Source organism: Streptomyces sp. P9-A4 (assembly GCF_036634195.1).
Lineage (GTDB): Bacteria > Actinomycetota > Actinomycetes > Streptomycetales > Streptomycetaceae > Streptomyces.
This window is the reverse complement of record NZ_JAZIFY010000001.1, coordinates 660,984-678,445: the sequence shown is the minus strand read 5'-3', so window position 1 is coordinate 678,445 and position 17,462 is coordinate 660,984. Positions and strand designations below refer to the sequence as shown.

The 17,462-nt window shown below is 74.2% G+C and carries 16 protein-coding genes; 6 read left to right on the top strand and 10 right to left on the bottom strand.

The annotated features are described in order from the left end of the window. Positions 1–172 precede the first annotated feature (172 nt). Genes V4Y03_RS02830 through V4Y03_RS02820 form a run of 3 tightly spaced genes read left to right on the top strand, consistent with a single transcriptional unit; the run spans position 173 to position 3,935 of the window. Positions 173–493: an SHOCT domain-containing protein gene (locus V4Y03_RS02830; RefSeq protein WP_317878578.1), complete on the top strand. Its 321-nt coding sequence runs from the start codon at positions 173–175 to the stop codon at positions 491–493. Then, positions 490–1,380 carry an ABC transporter ATP-binding protein gene (locus V4Y03_RS02825; RefSeq protein ID WP_332433884.1) on the top strand — a complete coding sequence of 297 codons (891 nt, stop codon included), beginning with the start codon at positions 490–492 and terminating at the stop codon, positions 1,378–1,380. The genes V4Y03_RS02830 and V4Y03_RS02825 overlap by 4 nt, the downstream gene beginning before the upstream one ends. Then, a complete protein-coding gene (locus tag V4Y03_RS02820; protein WP_332433883.1) occupies positions 1,377–3,935 on the top strand; it encodes an FtsX-like permease family protein in 2,559 nt (852 codons plus the stop codon). Before V4Y03_RS02825 ends, V4Y03_RS02820 begins: the two co-directional genes overlap by 4 nt. A gap of 56 nt (positions 3,936–3,991) precedes the next feature. Here V4Y03_RS02820 and V4Y03_RS02815 read toward each other — a convergent pair whose 3' ends face one another. Further along, complete coding sequence (locus V4Y03_RS02815) at positions 3,992–4,621, bottom strand: ATP-binding protein (protein WP_332433882.1); 630 nt, start codon at positions 4,619–4,621, stop codon at positions 3,992–3,994. Between the two features lie 205 nt (positions 4,622–4,826). Next, on the bottom strand, positions 4,827–5,165 hold the full coding sequence (locus V4Y03_RS02810) for a hypothetical protein (protein ID WP_332433881.1): 339 nt from the start codon (positions 5,163–5,165) through the stop codon (positions 4,827–4,829). Positions 5,166–5,340: 175 nt separating this feature from the next. On the opposite strand from V4Y03_RS02810, the gene V4Y03_RS02805 reads away from it, so the two are divergent. Next, positions 5,341–6,483 carry a PLP-dependent cysteine synthase family protein gene (locus V4Y03_RS02805; RefSeq protein ID WP_317876542.1) on the top strand — a complete coding sequence of 381 codons (1,143 nt, stop codon included), beginning with the start codon at positions 5,341–5,343 and terminating at the stop codon, positions 6,481–6,483. On the opposite strand, the gene V4Y03_RS02800 is transcribed toward V4Y03_RS02805, so the two are convergent. From V4Y03_RS02800 to V4Y03_RS02790, 3 genes are all read right to left on the bottom strand, one after another. Further along, entirely contained in the window at positions 6,443–6,943 is a 501-nt protein-coding gene (locus tag V4Y03_RS02800) for an SRPBCC family protein (RefSeq protein WP_332433880.1), read from the bottom strand. The genes V4Y03_RS02805 and V4Y03_RS02800 overlap by 41 nt on opposite strands. A 114-nt stretch (positions 6,944–7,057) precedes the next feature. Then, a complete protein-coding gene (locus tag V4Y03_RS02795) occupies positions 7,058–7,498 on the bottom strand; it encodes an SRPBCC family protein (protein ID WP_332433879.1) in 441 nt (146 codons plus the stop codon). Next, the gene (locus V4Y03_RS02790; RefSeq protein ID WP_317876545.1) at positions 7,495–8,322 is read right to left on the bottom strand and encodes a DeoR/GlpR family DNA-binding transcription regulator; all 828 of its coding nucleotides are present in this window, start codon (positions 8,320–8,322) and stop codon (positions 7,495–7,497) included. Before V4Y03_RS02790 ends, V4Y03_RS02795 begins: the two co-directional genes overlap by 4 nt. Before the next feature lie 134 nt (positions 8,323–8,456). Here V4Y03_RS02790 and V4Y03_RS02785 point away from each other — a divergent pair, with 134 nt between their 5' ends. Beyond that, positions 8,457–10,943, top strand: a complete 2,487-nt coding sequence (locus tag V4Y03_RS02785) for a hypothetical protein (protein ID WP_332433878.1) — start codon at positions 8,457–8,459, stop codon at positions 10,941–10,943. Here V4Y03_RS02785 and V4Y03_RS02780 read toward each other — a convergent pair. The 4 genes from V4Y03_RS02780 to V4Y03_RS02765 form a co-directional block, all read right to left on the bottom strand. Continuing rightward, positions 10,913–13,327: a right-handed parallel beta-helix repeat-containing protein gene (locus V4Y03_RS02780; protein ID WP_317876547.1), complete on the bottom strand. Its 2,415-nt coding sequence runs from the start codon at positions 13,325–13,327 to the stop codon at positions 10,913–10,915. The two genes, V4Y03_RS02785 and V4Y03_RS02780, sit on opposite strands and share 31 nt — an antisense overlap. 244 nt (positions 13,328–13,571) lie before the next feature. Continuing rightward, entirely contained in the window at positions 13,572–14,180 is a 609-nt protein-coding gene (locus V4Y03_RS02775) for an Rv1733c family protein (RefSeq protein WP_332433877.1), read from the bottom strand. 164 nt (positions 14,181–14,344) lie between these two features. Next, positions 14,345–15,169 (bottom strand): MOSC domain-containing protein, encoded by an 825-nt coding sequence (locus V4Y03_RS02770; protein WP_317878205.1) that lies wholly within the window; start codon positions 15,167–15,169, stop codon positions 14,345–14,347. 54 nt (positions 15,170–15,223) lie between these two features. Further along, complete coding sequence (locus V4Y03_RS02765; RefSeq protein ID WP_332433876.1) at positions 15,224–15,721, bottom strand: DUF6643 family protein; 498 nt, start codon at positions 15,719–15,721, stop codon at positions 15,224–15,226. Between the two features lie 373 nt (positions 15,722–16,094). Between V4Y03_RS02765 and V4Y03_RS02760 the strand changes: the two genes are divergently transcribed. After that, a complete protein-coding gene (locus tag V4Y03_RS02760) occupies positions 16,095–16,853 on the top strand; it encodes a thioesterase II family protein (protein ID WP_332433875.1) in 759 nt (252 codons plus the stop codon). A gap of 55 nt (positions 16,854–16,908) precedes the next feature. Here V4Y03_RS02760 and V4Y03_RS02755 read toward each other — a convergent pair whose 3' ends face one another. Further along, complete coding sequence (locus V4Y03_RS02755; protein WP_317878208.1) at positions 16,909–17,454, bottom strand: TetR/AcrR family transcriptional regulator; 546 nt, start codon at positions 17,452–17,454, stop codon at positions 16,909–16,911. Positions 17,455–17,462 lie beyond the last annotated feature (8 nt).

Below are 17,462 nucleotides of genomic sequence, written 5' to 3'. Positions count from 1 at the left end.
CGAGGAAGGCCCTCCCCCGGTGACCGCGTACTCCCCCCCCTCGTACTCCCCCCCCCCTCGTACTCCCTCCGTCGTACGCGCGAAGCCGCTGCCCGTACGACGCCCCGAACCCCCTCCCGGCGAGAGGCTCGAAGCAGGACATCACCACAGCGCACCGAGGAGCTGAACCCTCATGAACACACTCGCCTACGCGGGCCCCGGCCCGTGGGCCCTGCTCTTCCCCCTCGTCTGGGCCGTCGCGATCGTCGGGATCGTCACCGTCGCCCGGCGCGCCGGATGGCGGCGCGGCCGACGCGGCCACGGCCCCTACGGCGGCTTCGACCGCGACGGATCCCTCGGCCGTGACGGTGGTCCGGACGAGAACTCGCCGATCGCCCTGCTCGGCCACCGGTTCGCGGCCGGCGAGATCGACGAGGACGAGTACTGGCGCCGGCTGACCGTCCTCGAGGAGCAGTTCGGCCGCACCACGGACCCCAAGGGGCGTCGGGCATGACCACGCCCCGCACACCGTCCCCGTACCCGCCCGCCCCGCAGCCCCCGGCCGGGTCCGTCTCTCGGACGACTCCTGCCGGGCCCGTGGCCGTGCGCGTCGTCGACGCCGTCAAGGTCTACGGGCGCGGCGACACCGAGGTCCGGGCTCTCGACGGGGTGAGCGTCGACTTCCCCGTCGGCCGTTTCACCGCCGTCATGGGCCCCTCGGGCTCCGGCAAGTCCACCCTCATGCACTGCGCCGCCGGGCTCGACACCCTCACCTCCGGCGCCGCCCTCCTTGGCGACACCGACCTCTCCGCGCTCGACGACCGCCGTCTCACCCTGCTGCGGCGGGACCGGATCGGCTTCGTCTTCCAGGCGTTCAACCTGCTGCCGACGCTCACCGTCGCCGAGAACATCACCCTCCCGCTCGACCTCGCGGGACGCACCGTGGACCGCGAGCGGTTCGACCGGCTCGTCGACACCGTGGGCCTGCGCGACCGGCTCCACCACCGGCCGAGCGAGCTGTCCGGCGGGCAGCAGCAGCGGGTGGCCGTCGCCCGGGCCTTCGCCGGCGACCCCGACGTCGTCTTCGCCGACGAGCCCACCGGCAACCTCGACTCGCGCTCCGGCGAGGAGGTGCTGCGGCTGCTCGGCCGTACGGTACGGGAGACCGGCCGTACGGTCGTCATGGTCACCCACGACCCGGTCGCCGCCGCCCACGCCGACGAGGTGATCTTCCTCGCGGACGGCCGGCTCGTCGACCGCATGACGGCCCCGACGGCCGACCGCGTACTCGACCGTATGAAGGCCTTCGAGGGCGGGCCGACACCCGCGACGGGTCACCGGCCCGCGGAACCCGGGGCCACGGCTCCCGCGCCCCTCACGACCGGGGGAGTGGCGCCATGAGAACCCCCGCCGCCCTCCGCCTCGCCCGTTCCTCCCTCAGCGCTCACCGGCGCCGTTTCCTCGGCACCTTCGCCGCGGTGCTCCTCGGGGTCGCCTTCCTCACCGGCACCCTCGTCATGGGCGACACCCTGCGCGCGAGCTTCGACTCGCTGTTCACCGGCGCCACCCGTGGCACCGACGCCGTCGTCCGCAGCGCCGTCACCGTGACCGCCCCGGGCGAGGCGCAGGGCGCCCGGGGCCCCGTCGACGCGGCGCTCGCCGAGCGCCTCGCGCGCGTGCCCGGGGTCGCGGCCGCCGCGCCCCGGATCGAGGGCGCGGGCCAGCTCCTGGCCGCCGACGGCACCCCCGTCGGCGGCAAGGGCCCGCCCACCCTCGCCGGGAACTGGATCGACGACCCGGCCCTCAACCCGTACAAGCTCGCCGAAGGCCGTGCCCCGAGCGCCACCGGCGAGATCGTCGTCAACCGGGGCGCCGCCAAGACGGCCGGTCTCGGGCTGGGCGACACGACGGTGCTGCGCACCCCCGACCCCGTGAAGGTCACCGTCGTCGGTCTGGCCACCTTCGGCGGCGCCGACGGCATGGGCCAGGTCACCTGGGCCGGCCTCACCCGCGCCGACGCGGAGAAGTACCTGACCGCGCGCCCCGGCGAGGCGACGAGCATCGCCGTACGCGCCGGGCCCGGCGTCTCCCAGGAGGAACTGGTCACCGCCCTGGCGCCCGTCCTGCCCGACGGGGTCGAGGCGATCACCGGGCAGCGGGCCGCCGAGGAGAACACGGAGATGGTCTCCGGCCGCTTCCTCAGCCTCTTCACCACCTTCCTGCTGGTGTTCAGCGGGGTCGCGGTGCTCGTCTCGGTCTTCACCATCCACAACACCTTCGCCGTCCTCGTCGCCCAGCGGACCCGTGAGAACGCCCTGCTGCGCGCGCTCGGCGCCGCCCGCCGTCAGGTCGTCACCGGCACCCTCGTCGAGGCGCTGGCCATCGGTCTGCTCGCCTCGCTCGGCGGTCTGCTCGCCGGGGTCGGCGTCGCCGCCGGACTCCAGGCGCTCTTCCCTGCCGTCGGATTCCCCTTCCCCGAGGGCGACCTCGTCGTGTCCGGCACCTCCCTGGTGCTCCCGCTCGCCGTCGGACTCGCGGTCTGCGCCGGCTCGGCGCTGCTCCCCGCCGTACGGGCCGGTCGTACGGCCCCGCTCGCCGCGCTCCGCGAGACGCAGGTCGACACCTCGGGCACCTCACGCGCGCGCGTGCTGACCGGCGGCGCCCTGCTCGGCGTGGCGGTCGGCACGGTCCTCACCGGAGTGCTCGGCACGCCCTCGCTCTGGCTCGCCGCCACCGGCGCCGCGCTCGCCGTCGCCGCCTTCGTGGTCCTCGGACCGGTCGCCGCCTCGGTCGCACTCCGGGTCCTCGGCCGCCCGCTGCGCGGGGCCAACCGGGGCCTCGCCCGCCGCAACGCGCTGCGCAGCCCCGGGCGTACGGCCGCCACGGCCACCGCCCTGATGATCGGGGTCGCCGTGGTCACCCTCTTCACCGTCTTCGGCGCCTCCCTCAAGGCGACGATGGACGACACGGTCGACCGTTCCTTCGCGGGCGACGTGGCCATCAGCGGGGCCTCGTTCGGTGCGGGCGGCGCCGGGCTCAGCCCGGGTCTCGCGCCCGCCGTCGCCGCCCTGCCCGAGGTGGACACGGCCGTCGGCCTGGGACGCGGAGTGGCCGACGTCGACGGCCGGGGCCGGGCCCTGACCGTCACCGACCCGGCCGCGCTCGCCCGCACCCTCGATCTGGGGGCGGTACGGGGATCCCTCACCGGCCTGGGCGCGGACGGCCTGGCCGTCGCCGCCGACGAGGCCGCCTCGTCCGGTCTGACGCCCGGCCGGACGGCCGTGCTGACGTTCACCGACGGCACCCGGCGCACCTTCACCGTCCGGGCGGTCTACGAACGCTCCGACCTGGCGGGCGACTACCTGGTCACCCGGGAGGCGTGGGCACCGCACCGCACACAGGACGCCGACCGGCTGGTCGCCGTCTCCTTCGCGGACGGCGTCACCGCCGAACGGGGCAAGGCGGCGGTGACGCAGGTAGCCGACCGGTACGGCCGGCCCGAGGTGCAGACCAGGCAGGAGTACGCGGAGTCCTCCGCGGGCGGCATCGACATGATGCTCACCCTCGTCTACGCGCTCCTCGCGCTCGCCGTCCTGATCGCGCTGCTCGGCATCGCGAACACGCTGACCCTGTCCGTCCACGAACGCACCCGGGAACTCGGCCTGTTGCGGGCCGTCGGACAGACCCGGGCGCAGCTGCGGGCCATGGTCCGGTGGGAGTCGGTCCTGGTGGCCGCGTTCGGCACGCTCGGCGGGCTGACGCTGGGCGGCTTCCTGGGGTGGGTGCTCGTCCGCGCCTCCGAGGGCTCGGGCGACAGCGCGTTCGTCTTCGCCCTGCCCGTCGTGCGGCTGGTGGCCGTGGCGCTGGTCGGGCTGCTCGCCGGGGCCGTGGCGGCATGGCGTCCGGCGCGCCGGGCGGCCCGGCTGGAGATCCTCCGGGCGATCGCCACGGAGTGAGCACGGCGGGCGGGGCCCGGCCCGTGGGCCGACGGGCGTTCCTTCCGGAGCGTCGGTCAGCCCGCGTGGCCCACCGGCACCCGGCGGGCCCTGGCGACGGCCGGCGCCGGCGCGAGGGGGGTGGGGCCGGGGGCCGCAGCCGGGTCGGCCGGGACACCGACGGGGACGCCCGGGAAGGGCGCGTACCCCAGGAAGGGGCCCTCGGTGGTGGAGCCGTACACGGCGTAGGAACCCGTCGTGACCGGGACGGCGGGCGGTGGCGCCGAGAGGGTGAACCACACCACCTTCCCGTCGGCCCCGCAGGGACGGACGCCCCAACTCTCGCTGACCGCGCCGACGATGGCGAGGCCGCGGCCGGAGGTGGCCAGCCCGTCGGCACCGCCGGAGAGGTCGAAGGCGTCGAGCGGGTCCGCGCAGCCGGCCTGCGGTATCCGGGGGTCGTTGTCCCGGACGGAGACCGTGAGACGGTCGAGCAACAGCTCGATCTCGACGGTGCACCGCTTGTCCGGCCGTGCGTGCCGGTGGACATTGGTCAGAAGCTCGGTGACGCCCAGGACGGCGGGGTCGACCAGGGCGTCGAGACGCCAGTGGCGCAGATGCGCGGAGACAATCCTGCGGATCTGACCGATCCGCGACGGCAGGGCCTGGAGCTCCACCGCGTAATACCTGCTCGGCTCGCTGATCACGGCTGCGACTCCCCGAAGTAGTCCGGAAGAAGACGAAGATTCGGATCTCACATGCGGTACAGCAGGGTGGCGACCTGAACGTGATGTCACCACCGGTCAACCCTCGGTGAGGTGGTTCCAGCCTGAACCAGTGGTGACCGTCCCGCAACTCACGGCGACGGGGATCAGCGCGGCCCGCCGTCCGTTTCGGGGCCGCCGAAGGGGTTCAGCGGCGGCCCGCCGCCCGCTTCAGGGCCGCGAGGAAGCGCCCCGACGCCTCCGCGTCCTCGTGACGGGCCTCCTCGGCGTCCCCGCTCCCGCCCCGGTCCTTGTGCAGCGTCAGCCGGTACCGGGTGCCGTTGACGGTCGCCACCGCCTCGTCGGGCTTCGCGAACCACGGGCGGCCCGCCCGGACCGCGTCCACCGGCGCGCTGTCGATCTCGCTGCCGTAACTCGTGAGCAGCGCGAGACGGCCGTCCTCGATGCGGACCTCGCCCGCGCGCGTCAGTGACCTGGGCCAGCGGGCGATCCCCACGCCCCTGGCAGTGAACTCGGGTTCCGACATGTCGATCCGCCCCTTTCACCCGGTTGTCGCTCCCAGTGTGCCGGGCCCGCGCCGCCCGCACCAGTGGCCCTACCGCAAGCCATCCCTATGGAGAGTCAAAGGAAACGTTTGCCCAGGTGAGAGGGGTATTGTCGGCATCGGGACAAGCGGGGGAAGCGACCGAGGAGAGGCACGGATGAGCACCACGGAGAACAGCGCGGTGAGCGGCGCAGCCGCCGCGGCGGTGACCGTCGACGTCGACCGCAGCGATCCGGCCTACCGGAACTGGCTCAAGGAGGCAGTCCGCAAGGTCCAGGCGGACGCCAACCGTTCCGCCGACACCCACCTGCTGCGCTTCCCGCTCCCCGAGAAGTGGGGCATCGACCTCTACCTCAAGGACGAGTCGACCCACCCCACCGGCAGCCTCAAGCACCGGCTCGCCCGCTCCCTGTTCCTGTACGGCCTCTGCAACGGCTGGGTCCGGCCGGGCAAGCCCGTCATCGAGGCCTCCAGCGGCTCGACCGCCGTCTCCGAGGCGTACTTCGCGAAGCTCATCGGCGTGCCGTTCATCGCCGTGATGCCGCGTACGACCAGCCCCGAGAAGTGCCGGCTCATCGAGTTCCACGGCGGTCGGTGCCACTTCGTCGACGACTCGCGCACGATGTACGAAGAGGCCGTGGCGCTCGCCGAGCGGACCGGCGGCCACTACATGGACCAGTTCACCTACGCGGAGCGGGCCACCGACTGGCGGGGCAACAACAACATCGCCGAATCGATGTACCAGCAGCTGAAGCTGGAGCGCTACCCGGAGCCCGCCTGGATCGTGGCCACCGCGGGCACCGGCGGCACCTCGGCCACCATCGCCCGCTACGTCCACTACATGCAGCACGACACCCGGATCTGTGTCGCCGACCCGGAGAACTCCTGTTTCTTCGACGGCTGGACACATCACGACCCGAACGCCACCGCCGACTGCGGCTCGCGCATCGAGGGCATCGGGCGCCCCCGGATGGAGCCCAGCTTCGTGCCCGGGGCCGTCGACCGGATGATGAAGGTGCCCGACGCGGCGAGCGTCGCCGCCGTCCGCGCGCTGGAGACCGCGATCGGCCGCAAGGCGGGCGGCTCCACCGGCACCGGGCTGTGGAGCGCCTTCAAGATCGTGGCGGACATGGTCGCCCACGACCGGACCGGCAGTGTCGTCACGCTGATCTGCGACCCCGGCGAGCGCTACCTCGACAAGTACTACTCCGACGAGTGGCTCGACGCGCAGGGGCTCGACATCGCCCCGTACACCGCCGTCATCGAACGCTTCCTGGCGACGGGGGCCTGGCCGGAGTGAGCCGCCGGTCGAGCCGGCGCGCGGCGTCCCGGAAGGACAGCCCCACACCCGGCCCGGCGAGCCGCAGCGCGAGCCGGAACGGGGTCGCGCCGGCGGCGGCCATCGTCCACCGCAGCCGGGTGCCCCGGCCGTCGGGGGAGAGGGTCCACTCCTCGGCCATGGCCGTCACGCCGGGGGCGTTGGTGGAGTCCACCCGGTAGGCGTACCGCAGATCGGGCTCGGCGGCCAGGATCGTCTCCTCGAAGACGATCCCGCCCCGGAGCCGGACGGTGCGGCCGGCCCCGTCGCCGGTCGGGACGGCGGAGGCCACCGCGGTGAACCACGCGGGCGTGCTCCCCACCTCCACGGCGAGCGACCGGTAGACGGCCGCGGGCGGTGCGGCGAGCGCCGCCGTGAACACCAGGCGGACGGGCGCGGATGCGGTGAAGTCGAGCTCCACCGGCGTCAGTCGGCGTGCCATGGACCGAACCTCCAGGACGAAGCGGAAGAGCACCCTAGCTGACGCACTGTCAACAGCACAGAGGGAGGGGGTGCGGAAAGGCCTGCCGAGCGGTTCCCCGCCCGCCGCCCCCGCTCACCCGTTCCGCAGCAGCCCGTCCACCGCCCGGCCGAACAGGAACCGTCCCGCCCACCCCAGCACCGGATCGAAGAGCCGCGGCACCCCGCGCACGGACAGCTCCTCCGTCCACACCACCCGGCTGCCGCCACCGGACGCTCCCGTGACCTCGACCAGCGCCCAACCCCGTACCGACCGGCCCGACTTCTCCAGCCGGCACACCCCGGGGCCGCCCGGCGCCGGAGGTTCCCAGCGCACGACCTCCATCGGGTCGTCGAAGGACAGCCGGCCGATTCCGGTACGGGCGGTGAACCGGGTCCCGGTCCCGTTCGGGCCCGGGGTCAGCACCCGCGTCCGGGTCAGCGGCACCTGCCGGCCGTGCGCCGGCCAGTCCGTGAGCCGCCGCCACACCTCCTCCGGTGCCGTCGGCACCGTCCGCTCCACCCGGAAGAGGGTCACTCCTGCTCCTCGCCCGCCACCACCAGCCCCGGCAGGTGCTCGGCGACCTCCGCCCGTACTCCCTCGGACAGCCCCCGGTCCGTCACCCAGGTGTCCACCTCCGTCAGGTCGGCGAAGGAACTCAGCCCCACCGTCCCCCACTTGGTGTGGTCCGCGACCACCACCACCTGGCGCGCGGACCGCATCAGGCACCGGTTCGTCTCCGCCTCCGCCAGATTCGGCGTGGAGAGACCGGCCTCCACCGACACGCCGTGCACGCCGAGGAACAGCAGGTCGAAGTGGAGCGAGCGGACCGCCCGGTCCGCCACCGGCCCCACCAGGGCGTCGGACGGGGTGCGCATGCCGCCGGTCAGCACCACCGTCGCCGCACCGCGCCGCGACTCGCTCCCGCCGGAGGTGAGTTGGGCCTCGTGGAACACGTCCGCCACCCGTACCGAATTGGTCACCACCGTCAGATCCGGCACGTCCAGGAGGTGCCGGGCGACGGCGTAGGTGGTCGTGCCGCCGGACAGGGCGATCGCCGTACCCGGCGCCACCAGGGCCGCCGCCGCGCGCGCGATGTCGTCCTTGGCACTCGGTTCGAGCACCGACTTGGCCTCGAAACCCGGCTCGTGCGTACTCGCCTCGACCACCGGAACGGCCCCGCCGTGCACCTTCGCGAGCATGCCCTGCCGGGCCAGCGCGTCGAGGTCGCGGCGGATCGTCATGTCCGAGACGCTCAGACGACGGGTCAGCTCGTTGACCCGGACGCCGCCGCGCCGCCGGACCTCGTCGAGGATCAGGGCGCGCCGCTGCTCCGCGAGGAGGTTCTGGTTGTCAGTCACCGCCGGGGCCGGTCCTTCCGCAGAAGACAAGGGGATGGGTGTCGGATTCGGTGAGGGACGGTGCGCAGGCGCACGCCCGTCCGCGATCCTGGTGCCGACGTCGCATCTTCCCACTCCGAGAGGAAGTCGCCTCAGTGTCCCCTGCCACACCCGCCCCGGAGAGCGGGGGCGCGGCGCTCGAACTCCTCGTCCACGGAGTCGGCGGAGCCACCCCCCAGGACATGCTCGACGACCCCAGGACCGTACGGGTCACCGGCGACCGGACCGCCGCCGTGTACCGCCGCGCCGAGGACCTCGACGCCGAGGACCACCCCGAGCGGTACGCGGCCCGCCCGGTCCCGGAGGCGTACTGCTGGTCGAACCTCACCTCCGGCGACGGCGCCCGAGCCCTCTGGCTGCTGCTCCTGCCCTTCATGGTCGTCAACCTGGCGCACTGGATGCGCCCGCCCGCCCGGCGCCGCCCGGGACTCGTCCGGCTGTACGGGGTGCTCGTGAGGCTCGTCGCCCTCACCCTCACCGTGCTGCTCACCGCCGCGGCCTGCGAGGTCGCGCTCGATCTGACGGCCTGGCAGTGCGCGGCCACGGCGGGCTGCGCCGACGCGCACTCCTGGCTGGGCTTCCTCTCCGCCGGCCGTGGCGGCTGGTGGTCCCTGCCGGGCCGCCGTCTCGCGCTCGCCGCGCTGGTGCCGACGGCGCTGGTCGGCCTGCTCTGGTACCTCTCGAACCGCACGTGGAGCGCGTACGAGGCCCAGCGCCCGCCCGCGGGGTACGACGCCCCGCTGCCGGACCCCCGACCCGAACCGGAACCGGCCGGTGCGGAACCCGCCGGTGCGGGACCGGCCGACGGACAGACACACGGCGCCGCGTCCGCCGGCATCACGTCCCCCAGCACCGCGTCTCCCGGGCCCACGCCACCTGACACCGACCCCGCCGAACCCCGCCCCGCCCTCGGCCGCCCCGGTTTCTGGTACGGCCGCCGCCTCGTCGCGCGCCTTCGGGCCGCGCACACCTCCGCCGGGTTCCTCACCGTCGCCGCCGCCCTCGTCACCGCCACCGTCCGGCACGACGCCGTGAACCCGGGTCCCGGTGCCGTCCTGGGCCGGCTGCTCCAGGCCGCCGTAGCCGTCCTCGCCCTGGTCGTCCTCTGGGTCGTGTGCCGACGAGGCCGCAGCGAGCGCCGCCTCGACCTGCGCGTCGAACGGGCCCTGGTCTCCTGGCTGCCCGGCGCCTCCCTCGCCCTCCTCGTGCTCACCGCCCTCCACGCCTGCTGGTCCCGCCCCGGCTGGACCTCCACCGGCACCCTCCCCGGCGACGCCGTGTTCGGTGCCCTCACCCTCGCCCAGGGCGGCCTTGTCGTCGCCCTCGGCGTGGTCGCCCTGCTCCTCCAGCGGCCCCGGCGGGACCCGCGTACCGCCCTGCGCGGACTCGGCGGCCCCGCCGTCGCGATGCTCGCCTGCGCCCTCGGCGGGGTCATGTCCGGGGGAGTGGCCCAGCGGGTCGCCGACTGGCTCGACGGCCCCGCCACCCCCGGCATGGGTGACGCGGGCCCCCGGATCGCCCCGCCCGTGCTGCTCAGCTGGCAGGCGTCCGTGATCCCGGTGCTGCTCCTGCTGCTGCTCGCGCCCGCCGCCGTCCTCGCCGTACGGACCGTGCTGGCCGGCCGACGGCTGCGGGCCGCCGTCGAGGCCGACTACCCGGGCGACGAGCGGGACCCCGTCCGTACCGGGCAGATCGCGGACGGCCGGGCACGGGCGTCGCTCACCGACTCCGCGCCCGTTCTCGTCGGTGTGGTGTCCGGCGCCACCCTGCTCCTCGGGGCCGGCTCCGTCGCGGGCGCCTGGACCAGCGGCAACGTCCCCGGGCGGGCCTTCGACGGCGCCCACCCCGCCCTCGCCCCGCTCGCCTCGGCGACCCAGGCCCTCGGCTCCTGGATGATCGGCTTCGGCTTCCTGCTCTTCGTCACCTGGGGCCGCCGCGCCTACAAGGACGCCTCCGCCCGCCGCACCATCGGCATCCTCTGGGACGTCGGCACCTTCTGGCCGCGCGCCGCCCACCCCTTCGCCCCGCCCTGCTACGCCGAACGGGCGGTCCCCGACCTCACCTGGCGGATGAGCTCCTGGACCCGCAGCACCGGCGGCAGGCTCGTCATCTCCGGCCACTCCCAGGGGAGCGTGCTGGCCGCCGCGGCCGTCTGGCAGCTGCGCCCCGACACCCGGCGTCGCGTCGCGCTCCTCACCTACGGCTCACCCCTGGAGCGGCTCTACGGGCGCTGGTTCCCCGCCTACTTCGGCCCCGAGGCGCTGCGCGGCCTGAACCGTACGGTCCACTGCTGGAGCAACCTCTACCGGGCCACCGACCCCATCGGCGGACCCGTCCGGGTCCCCGCCGAGGACGGCAGGCCGGCGGTCGACGCCGGGGTCCTGCTCGACCCGGTCGCCTACGGCCGCACCCGCGAACACCCGCTGCCCGAACCGATACTGGGCCACTCCGACTACCAGGCCGACCCGGTCTTCGCCGACCGGCGCTCCGCCCTCCTCGACCGCCTGCCGCCCGCCCTCCCACGGCAGCGGGGCGGCGACGAGTCCTCGGATCAGGGGAGTTCGGGAAGATCGTCCGGGTAGAGCAGCGTCAGGTCGTCCGTGCTCGTCTCGGCGAGCGCGGAGACCCGGCCCGCGTGCCGCTCCACCATCGACTCGAAGGTCTGCCGGGCGGTGCGCCCGTTGCCGAACGCCGGGCCCTTCGGCAGCTTCGCGAAGTACACGAGCAGCGCCTCGTCGGTGCCCGCCGCGAGCCGGTACTCGTGCTCGTCCGCCTGCTGGCCCACGATCCTGAGCAGCTCGTCCGGATCGTAGTCCCCGAAGGTGATGGTCCGTGAGAAACGGGAGGCCACACCGGGGTTGACGGTGAGGAAGCGCTCCATCTCCGCCGTGTAGCCCGCGACGATGACCACCACCGCGTCCCGGTGGTCCTCCATCAGCTTCACCAGCGTGTCGATCGCCTCACGGCCGAAGTCCCGGCCCGAGTCCTCCGGCGACAGGGCGTACGCCTCGTCGACGAACAGCACCCCGCCGCGCGCCCGGTCGAAGGCCTCCTGGGTCCGGATGGCCGTCGAGCCGATGTGCTCGCCGACCAGGTCCACCCGGGAGACCTCCACCAGATGACCGCGCTCCAGGACCCCGAGCGAGGCGAGGATCTCGCCGTACAGCCGGGCCACCGTGGTCTTTCCGGTGCCGGGGTTGCCGGTGAAGACCAGATGGCGGCGGACCGAGGCCGCCTTGAGCCCTGCCTCCTGGCGCCTGCGCCCCACCTCGATCATGTTGGTGAGGCTGCGTACCTCCAGCTTCACGCTCTCCAGACCCACCAGGGCGTCCAGTTCCCCGAGCACGTCCTGCGAGGAGCGGGCCGAGGGCGCGGGCTCCGGGGCGGCCGGCACCGGTACGGCCGGCGCCGGGGTGCGCGGCACGGGCACCGTCCCGAGCAGCCCCGGCGACTGCGTGGCCGTCAGGACCGTCCCGCCGTCCGGTACGGAGGAGCGGACCGCGCTCTCGTCGCTCGTGCAGTCCTCGGCGCTCGCCCCCTCCTCCGGGAACTCGTAGCCGCCGCGAGCGCAGCGCTCCGTACGGCACTTGCGCAGGCTCGTCCGGCAGCCGTCCGTGACGTGGAACCCGTAGCCGCCGCTGCCCGTGACCCGGCAGCCGGTGAAGGTGCCGCGGCCCTCCGCGGAGACGTAGAAACCCGCCTCGGCGGGCGAGGTGACGGTGCACCGGTCGATCGTCGGGTCGGCGCCCTTGGTGACGATGACGCCGGTCTGCACGGAGTCGATCGTGCAGCCGCCGAGGGTGCCGCCGCTGCCGTGGTCCCGGAACCAGGCGCCCGTGGAGGCCTCCCGGATCCGGCAGTCGTCGAGCTGGGCCGTGGCCCCGTCGCTCACCGACACCGCCGTGTTCCGCACCTGCGAGAGGTCGCTGTCGACGACGTCCACCCGCGAACCCCGGTCGAGGACGAACAGCGCGTCCGGTACGTCGTGCACCCGGCAGGCGTCGAGGACGGCGGTCGCCCCGTCGCTGACCCACACCGCCGGGTAGTCGCCCGTGCTGTCGTGGATCTCGCACTGGTTGGCGTCCACCCGGGTTCCCGGGTCCCACACGGAGAGGCCGTTGCGGCCGAACCGGCGGACGGTCGACCGGGTCAGCGTCAGCACCGAGCGGGAGCGCAGGTCGACCGCGTTCTCCGGCACGTCGTGGATGTCGCAGTCCGACAGCGTCAGGACCGCGTCCGTGTCGAGGGTGATGCCGTCCGCCGAGGTGCGGTGCACCGAGGAGTCCGTGAGATGGGCGGTGGCCCTGGCCGCGATCTGCAGGCCCGCGCCCTTGATCTCGTACACCTCGCAGCCGACGCCCTCAAGGCCGCTGCCCTCGCCGGTCACGGCGATCCCGGCGCCGGACGCGTGGTGGACCCGGCAGCGCTCCAGGCGCGGATGCGCCCCGCCCCGTACCGAGATCCCCGCCTGTCCGGCGGACACCACCTCGCACTCCTCGAACACCCCGCCCGCGCCGTCGAGCACGGCGATGCCGACCCCGGCGGGATTGTCGACCGTGCAGCGCCGGACCGTCGGGCGGGCCGAACCCCGCACCTCTATCCCGGCGGCCGAGCGGGTCATGATCCGCAGGTCGAGCAGTTCGGGGGTGCCGTCCTCGACGAGCAGCGCCGGCGCGGCGACGTCCTGCCCCTCGATGTGCAGGTCCCGCACGGTGACGGAGGCGCGGAGCGTCAGCGGCACCCCGTCCGGCGGTGCGATCCGCACCGAGCCGATGCCGCCCTCGGGGCCGCGCAGGGTGACCGCCCGCCGCACCACGAGGTTCTCCCGGTACGTGCCGGGGGCGACGGTCAGCACGTCCCCGTCCCCGGCGGCCTCGAGGGCGGCGGCAAGCGAGGGGTACTCACCCGTGCGGCGCCGCCACCGCGATGTGCCGGTGTGCGTCACCTGGACCGTGCCCTGTGCCATGGGTGTGTCCTGCCCCCGCCTCATGCCTCGCCGCTGATCCGATGCCCCACCGTAGCGCGCGCCGGGCCACGGGGTTGACGGGTCTCGGGCCCGCACCCGTACGGACGGCCGGGCAGGTGACGGGCTCGGTCGGGGACGGTCGGGGGTGGTCGAGGTCGGTCGGGCTCGATCGCGCTCCGGCCCGGTCCGGCCGACGGGCGGCCGGGACACAGGCCCGCCCGCCCGGTCGGCGGGGGCCGGGGGGTCAGCTGCCCGTGCCCGTACGGCCCCAGTCCGGGCCCGTCGCCGCCCACGCGCGGTCCAGGCGCGCGTACCGCGTCAGCACGAGACGGCGTACGGCGAGACGGCGGACGGTCTCGACCAGGAGGCCCGCGAGCAGAGCGGCCGTCAGACCGGCGACCACCGCGTGCGCGCGGGCCGCGTCCGCGTTCATCGGCGCGGCCACGGGCTGCCCGGACCGGTCCGTCCAGAGCGGGAAGGTGGAGCCGGGCGCGGAGCGCCGCCGGGCCGTCGACACCGTCCCCGTACGCGTCGAGCCGTCCGGCGCGGTCCACTGGGCCACCACCGAGCGGCGCAGCCGGTCCTCCCCGGCCGCCTCGGCGGTCCGCCCGCCCGTCGCCGGCCGGTCGGCGGCCCGTACGACCCGGGCGGTCGTCGGCGCCCGCTGCTCCTGCTGGGTACGGGCGGCACGCTGGAGCGAACCGTTCGCGGAGGCGCCGGCCGCCCACCCGGTCAGCGGCACCAGGACACAGAGCAGCGCCGCCGCCACGAAGGCCACCCAGGCCTCGGCGAGATCCGTGCTCCGGCGCAGGGGATTGTGCCGCCAGCGCCAGAGTCCGATGGCAGCGCGCACGTCGGGACCCCCTCGTTGTTCACCGATCCTCCAACGAGTGTGCCCCGGGGCGGGGTTCCCCGCCTGCCGGACGGCGAAGTGTGACGGGGTCCCTCGTGGCCGGTTCGCGAAGTGCGACCGGGGTCCCTCGGGCCCGGTTCGCCGAGGTGGCGCCCGCTCCCGGCTCAGTCCAGGATCTTCACCTCGTCGCCGACCCGGACCGTGCCGGTGTGCTCGGGGACGAGGTTCTGGCCGAAGATGACCCGGCCGTCGCTCTTGCGGTGCCGGGCGAGGGTCCGCAGCGGTTCCTTGCCGCGCTCGGCGGTCAGCTGGTCCGTCGTGGTGACGACGCAGCGCCCGCAGGGACGGGCGACCCGGAAGGTGACCTCTCCGACCGTGAGCCGCGTCCAGCCGTCCTCCGCCCAGGGGGCGGTTCCCTCGATCACCAGGTTCGGCCGGAACCGGTTCATCGGCAGCGGGCCCTCGTCGGCGTGGTCGCCCTGGGCGATGAGGGAGTTGAGGGCGTCGAGCGACGTGGTGGTGGTGACGAGCAGCGGATAGCCGTCCGCGAAGCTCACCGTCTCGCCGGGCAGCGCGTAGTCGGGGTCGACGGGCCGCCGGTGCTCGGGCGCGTCCATGTGGACGAACCGGAAGTCGCCTTCCAGATACGCCGAGACCCAGGCGGCGGCGTCGGGCCCGGCGGGGACGGCCTCCACCGGCTTGTCGAAGATCTCCACCGTGATCGTGGAAGTGGGGTGCGGCACCTCGACGGTCAGCGGCGGGTGGCCGGGCGCGGACAGCACGACGCCGCCGCCCGGTACGGGTTCCGCCGTGGCCAACGCCATCCGGGGGTGACGGCGTTGGGTCACGATCCTGCCCGCGGCGTCGACGACCGCCCAGCGGCGGTCCCCGGCCAGCCCCCAGGGCTGGACCTCGGCCGCCGTGGGAGCCAGCGCGCGCATGGCCTTCACCGGGTGGACGTGGACGGAGCGGAGCACAGGAGTCGGCATACGGTCATCCTGCCAGCCGCCCCGGGCCGGCCACGGCCCGGGAGCGGAAGCCGGTCAGTAACCCCCGCCCTGGTAGGGGCGGTTGTACGGGTCGTCGTACGGAGCGGGGGCCGGGACCGGCGCCGGAGCGGGCCGGGGGGCCGCCGGACGCATCGCCTCGTAGCCCGTGGGCGCCGGGCGGGGCTGCTGCGGGTACTGACCGCCCTGGTAGCCGCGCGGGGCCACCTGCTGCTGCGGGATGTACGGGGCGGGGGCGTGCTGCAGGGGCACGGGGGCCATCTGAGGCGTGGGCTGCGGGTATCCGTAGCCGTTGCCGTAGGAGGGCTGCTGCGGGCTGGGCGCCGCCGGGAGGGCGGGCAGTGCCGAGGGAAGCGCCGGCAGGTAGGAACCGCTCGCGGGGAAGCTGCTGCCGGTGTCGTAGGCGGCGGGCACTCGGATCGGGGCGATCTGAGGCGTGCCCCGCTCCGCGACCAGGGAGTCGTAGATCGGGGTGTCCGGGAAGGACGGCGCGGTGTGGTAACCGCCTCCATAGGTGGAGCGGGGGGAGGTCATGGCACATAAGTTAAGCCCACGATGTGCCGGTTGGGGAGTCCCCATCTCGGGGATATCCGTTTTACGCTGGTTTTCTCCGTCTGGCCTGCCAAAACATCGTTAAAGGCTGCGTTAACAGAGGGGGTTCGGTGGGGCTCGACCTTTAACGAGAAGTGTCGGGGCGGCTACAAAGGGCGACAGTCGTGCGGCGCCCTCACCAGGACCGACGGGTTCGGATTCCCTGGAGCGAGAGAAATGCGCGAAGCCCGCGAGAACCTCACCGTCATTCGCGGGTTCTTCGGTGACCTTGAAGACCCGGGCACGAAATCGGGGCTTAAGGAGGGTGGGTGAGGATGGCTCGTTCCCAGGGGAAGCCGATGTGAGGAGTGCGGGCATGACGGGGCTGATGACCGGCAGTGACGTGTGGATCAGGCGGTTCCATCCGCCTGCGGCGGGGGAGCCCGAGCGGACCCCGTTGGTCTGTTTTCCGCACGCGGGCGGGTCGGCCGCCTACTTCCACGGGCTCTCACGGCTGCTGGGTCCCGCCGGCATCGAGGTGCTGGCCGTTCAGTACCCGGGGCGGCAGGACCGCAGGGGCGAGGCCCCGATGGAGGACGTGCGGGAGATCGCGGCCGCGGTGGTCGAGGCGATCTCGCCGTGGGCGGGGCGCCGGCCCGCGTACTTCGGGCACAGCATGGGCGCCGTCGTCGCCTTCGAGGCGGCCCGGCTGACCGAGCCCCGGGTGCTGTTCGCCTCCGGGCGGCGCGCGCCGTCGACCCATCGGACGGAGGCCTTCCATCTGCTCGACGACGACGCGCTGATCGCCGAGACGGAGCGGCTCAGCGGGGTCTCCTCGGAGCTGCTCGCCGACCCGGAGATGCGGGAGCTCGTGCTGCCGCCGCTGCGGGCCGACTACCGGGCGATCGAGACCTACCGCCCGGAGCCGGACGCCGTCGTACGGGTGCCGGTCGAGGCGATCGTGGGTGACCGCGACCCGCGGGTGAGCGAGGACGAGGCGCGGGCCTGGCAGGTGCACACCACGGGGGAGTTCGGCTGCACCGTCGTCCCCGGCGGCGGCCACTTCTATCTGGCGGACCGCACCGACGAGCTCGCCGGGCTGATCTCCCGCAGGCTCGCCGGGCTGCCGCGCTAGAGCCTGTCGTCACAATCCCGTCGTCGCCCGAAGGGCTGCCTCGCGGCGGGGCCGGTCAGTGCCGTGGCGGCCAGAGGCCATCGATCATGACCGTCAGGACCTGGTCGGCCTCGTCGGGGGCGTGTTCGCGGGTCCAGGCCGCCGCGGCGATCAGCGCGAACAGCTCGGCGGCCGTGATGTCGTCCCGCACCTCGCCGGTCCGCTGCGCCCGCTCCAGGAGCTGCTGGCCCGACGACTGCATCGACGTACAGGCGTTGTTGAGCTCGGAGGTCTCGTCCTTGAGGCTGTCCATCAGCAGGGTCACGAGCCCCCGGTAGGTGGTGGCGTGCGCCACCGCCGCCCGGACCCAGGTCGCGAGGGCCGCACCGGCCGGCTCCGTGTCCAGCAACTCACGTGCGGTGCCGCCGAGTTCGGAGAGGCTGTCCCGGAGCATCGTTTCGAGCAGCGCCTCCCGGGTGGGGAAGTGGCGGTACAGCGTCGCGTTGCCCAGCCCCGCCTGCTTGGCGATGTCGTCGAGAGAGGTGTGGATGCCGTGCTTGTCGAAGGCCTTCCTGGCCTCGGCCAGGAGTCGCTCGTAGTTGCGGCGGGCGTCTGCGCGCATCGTGCTGT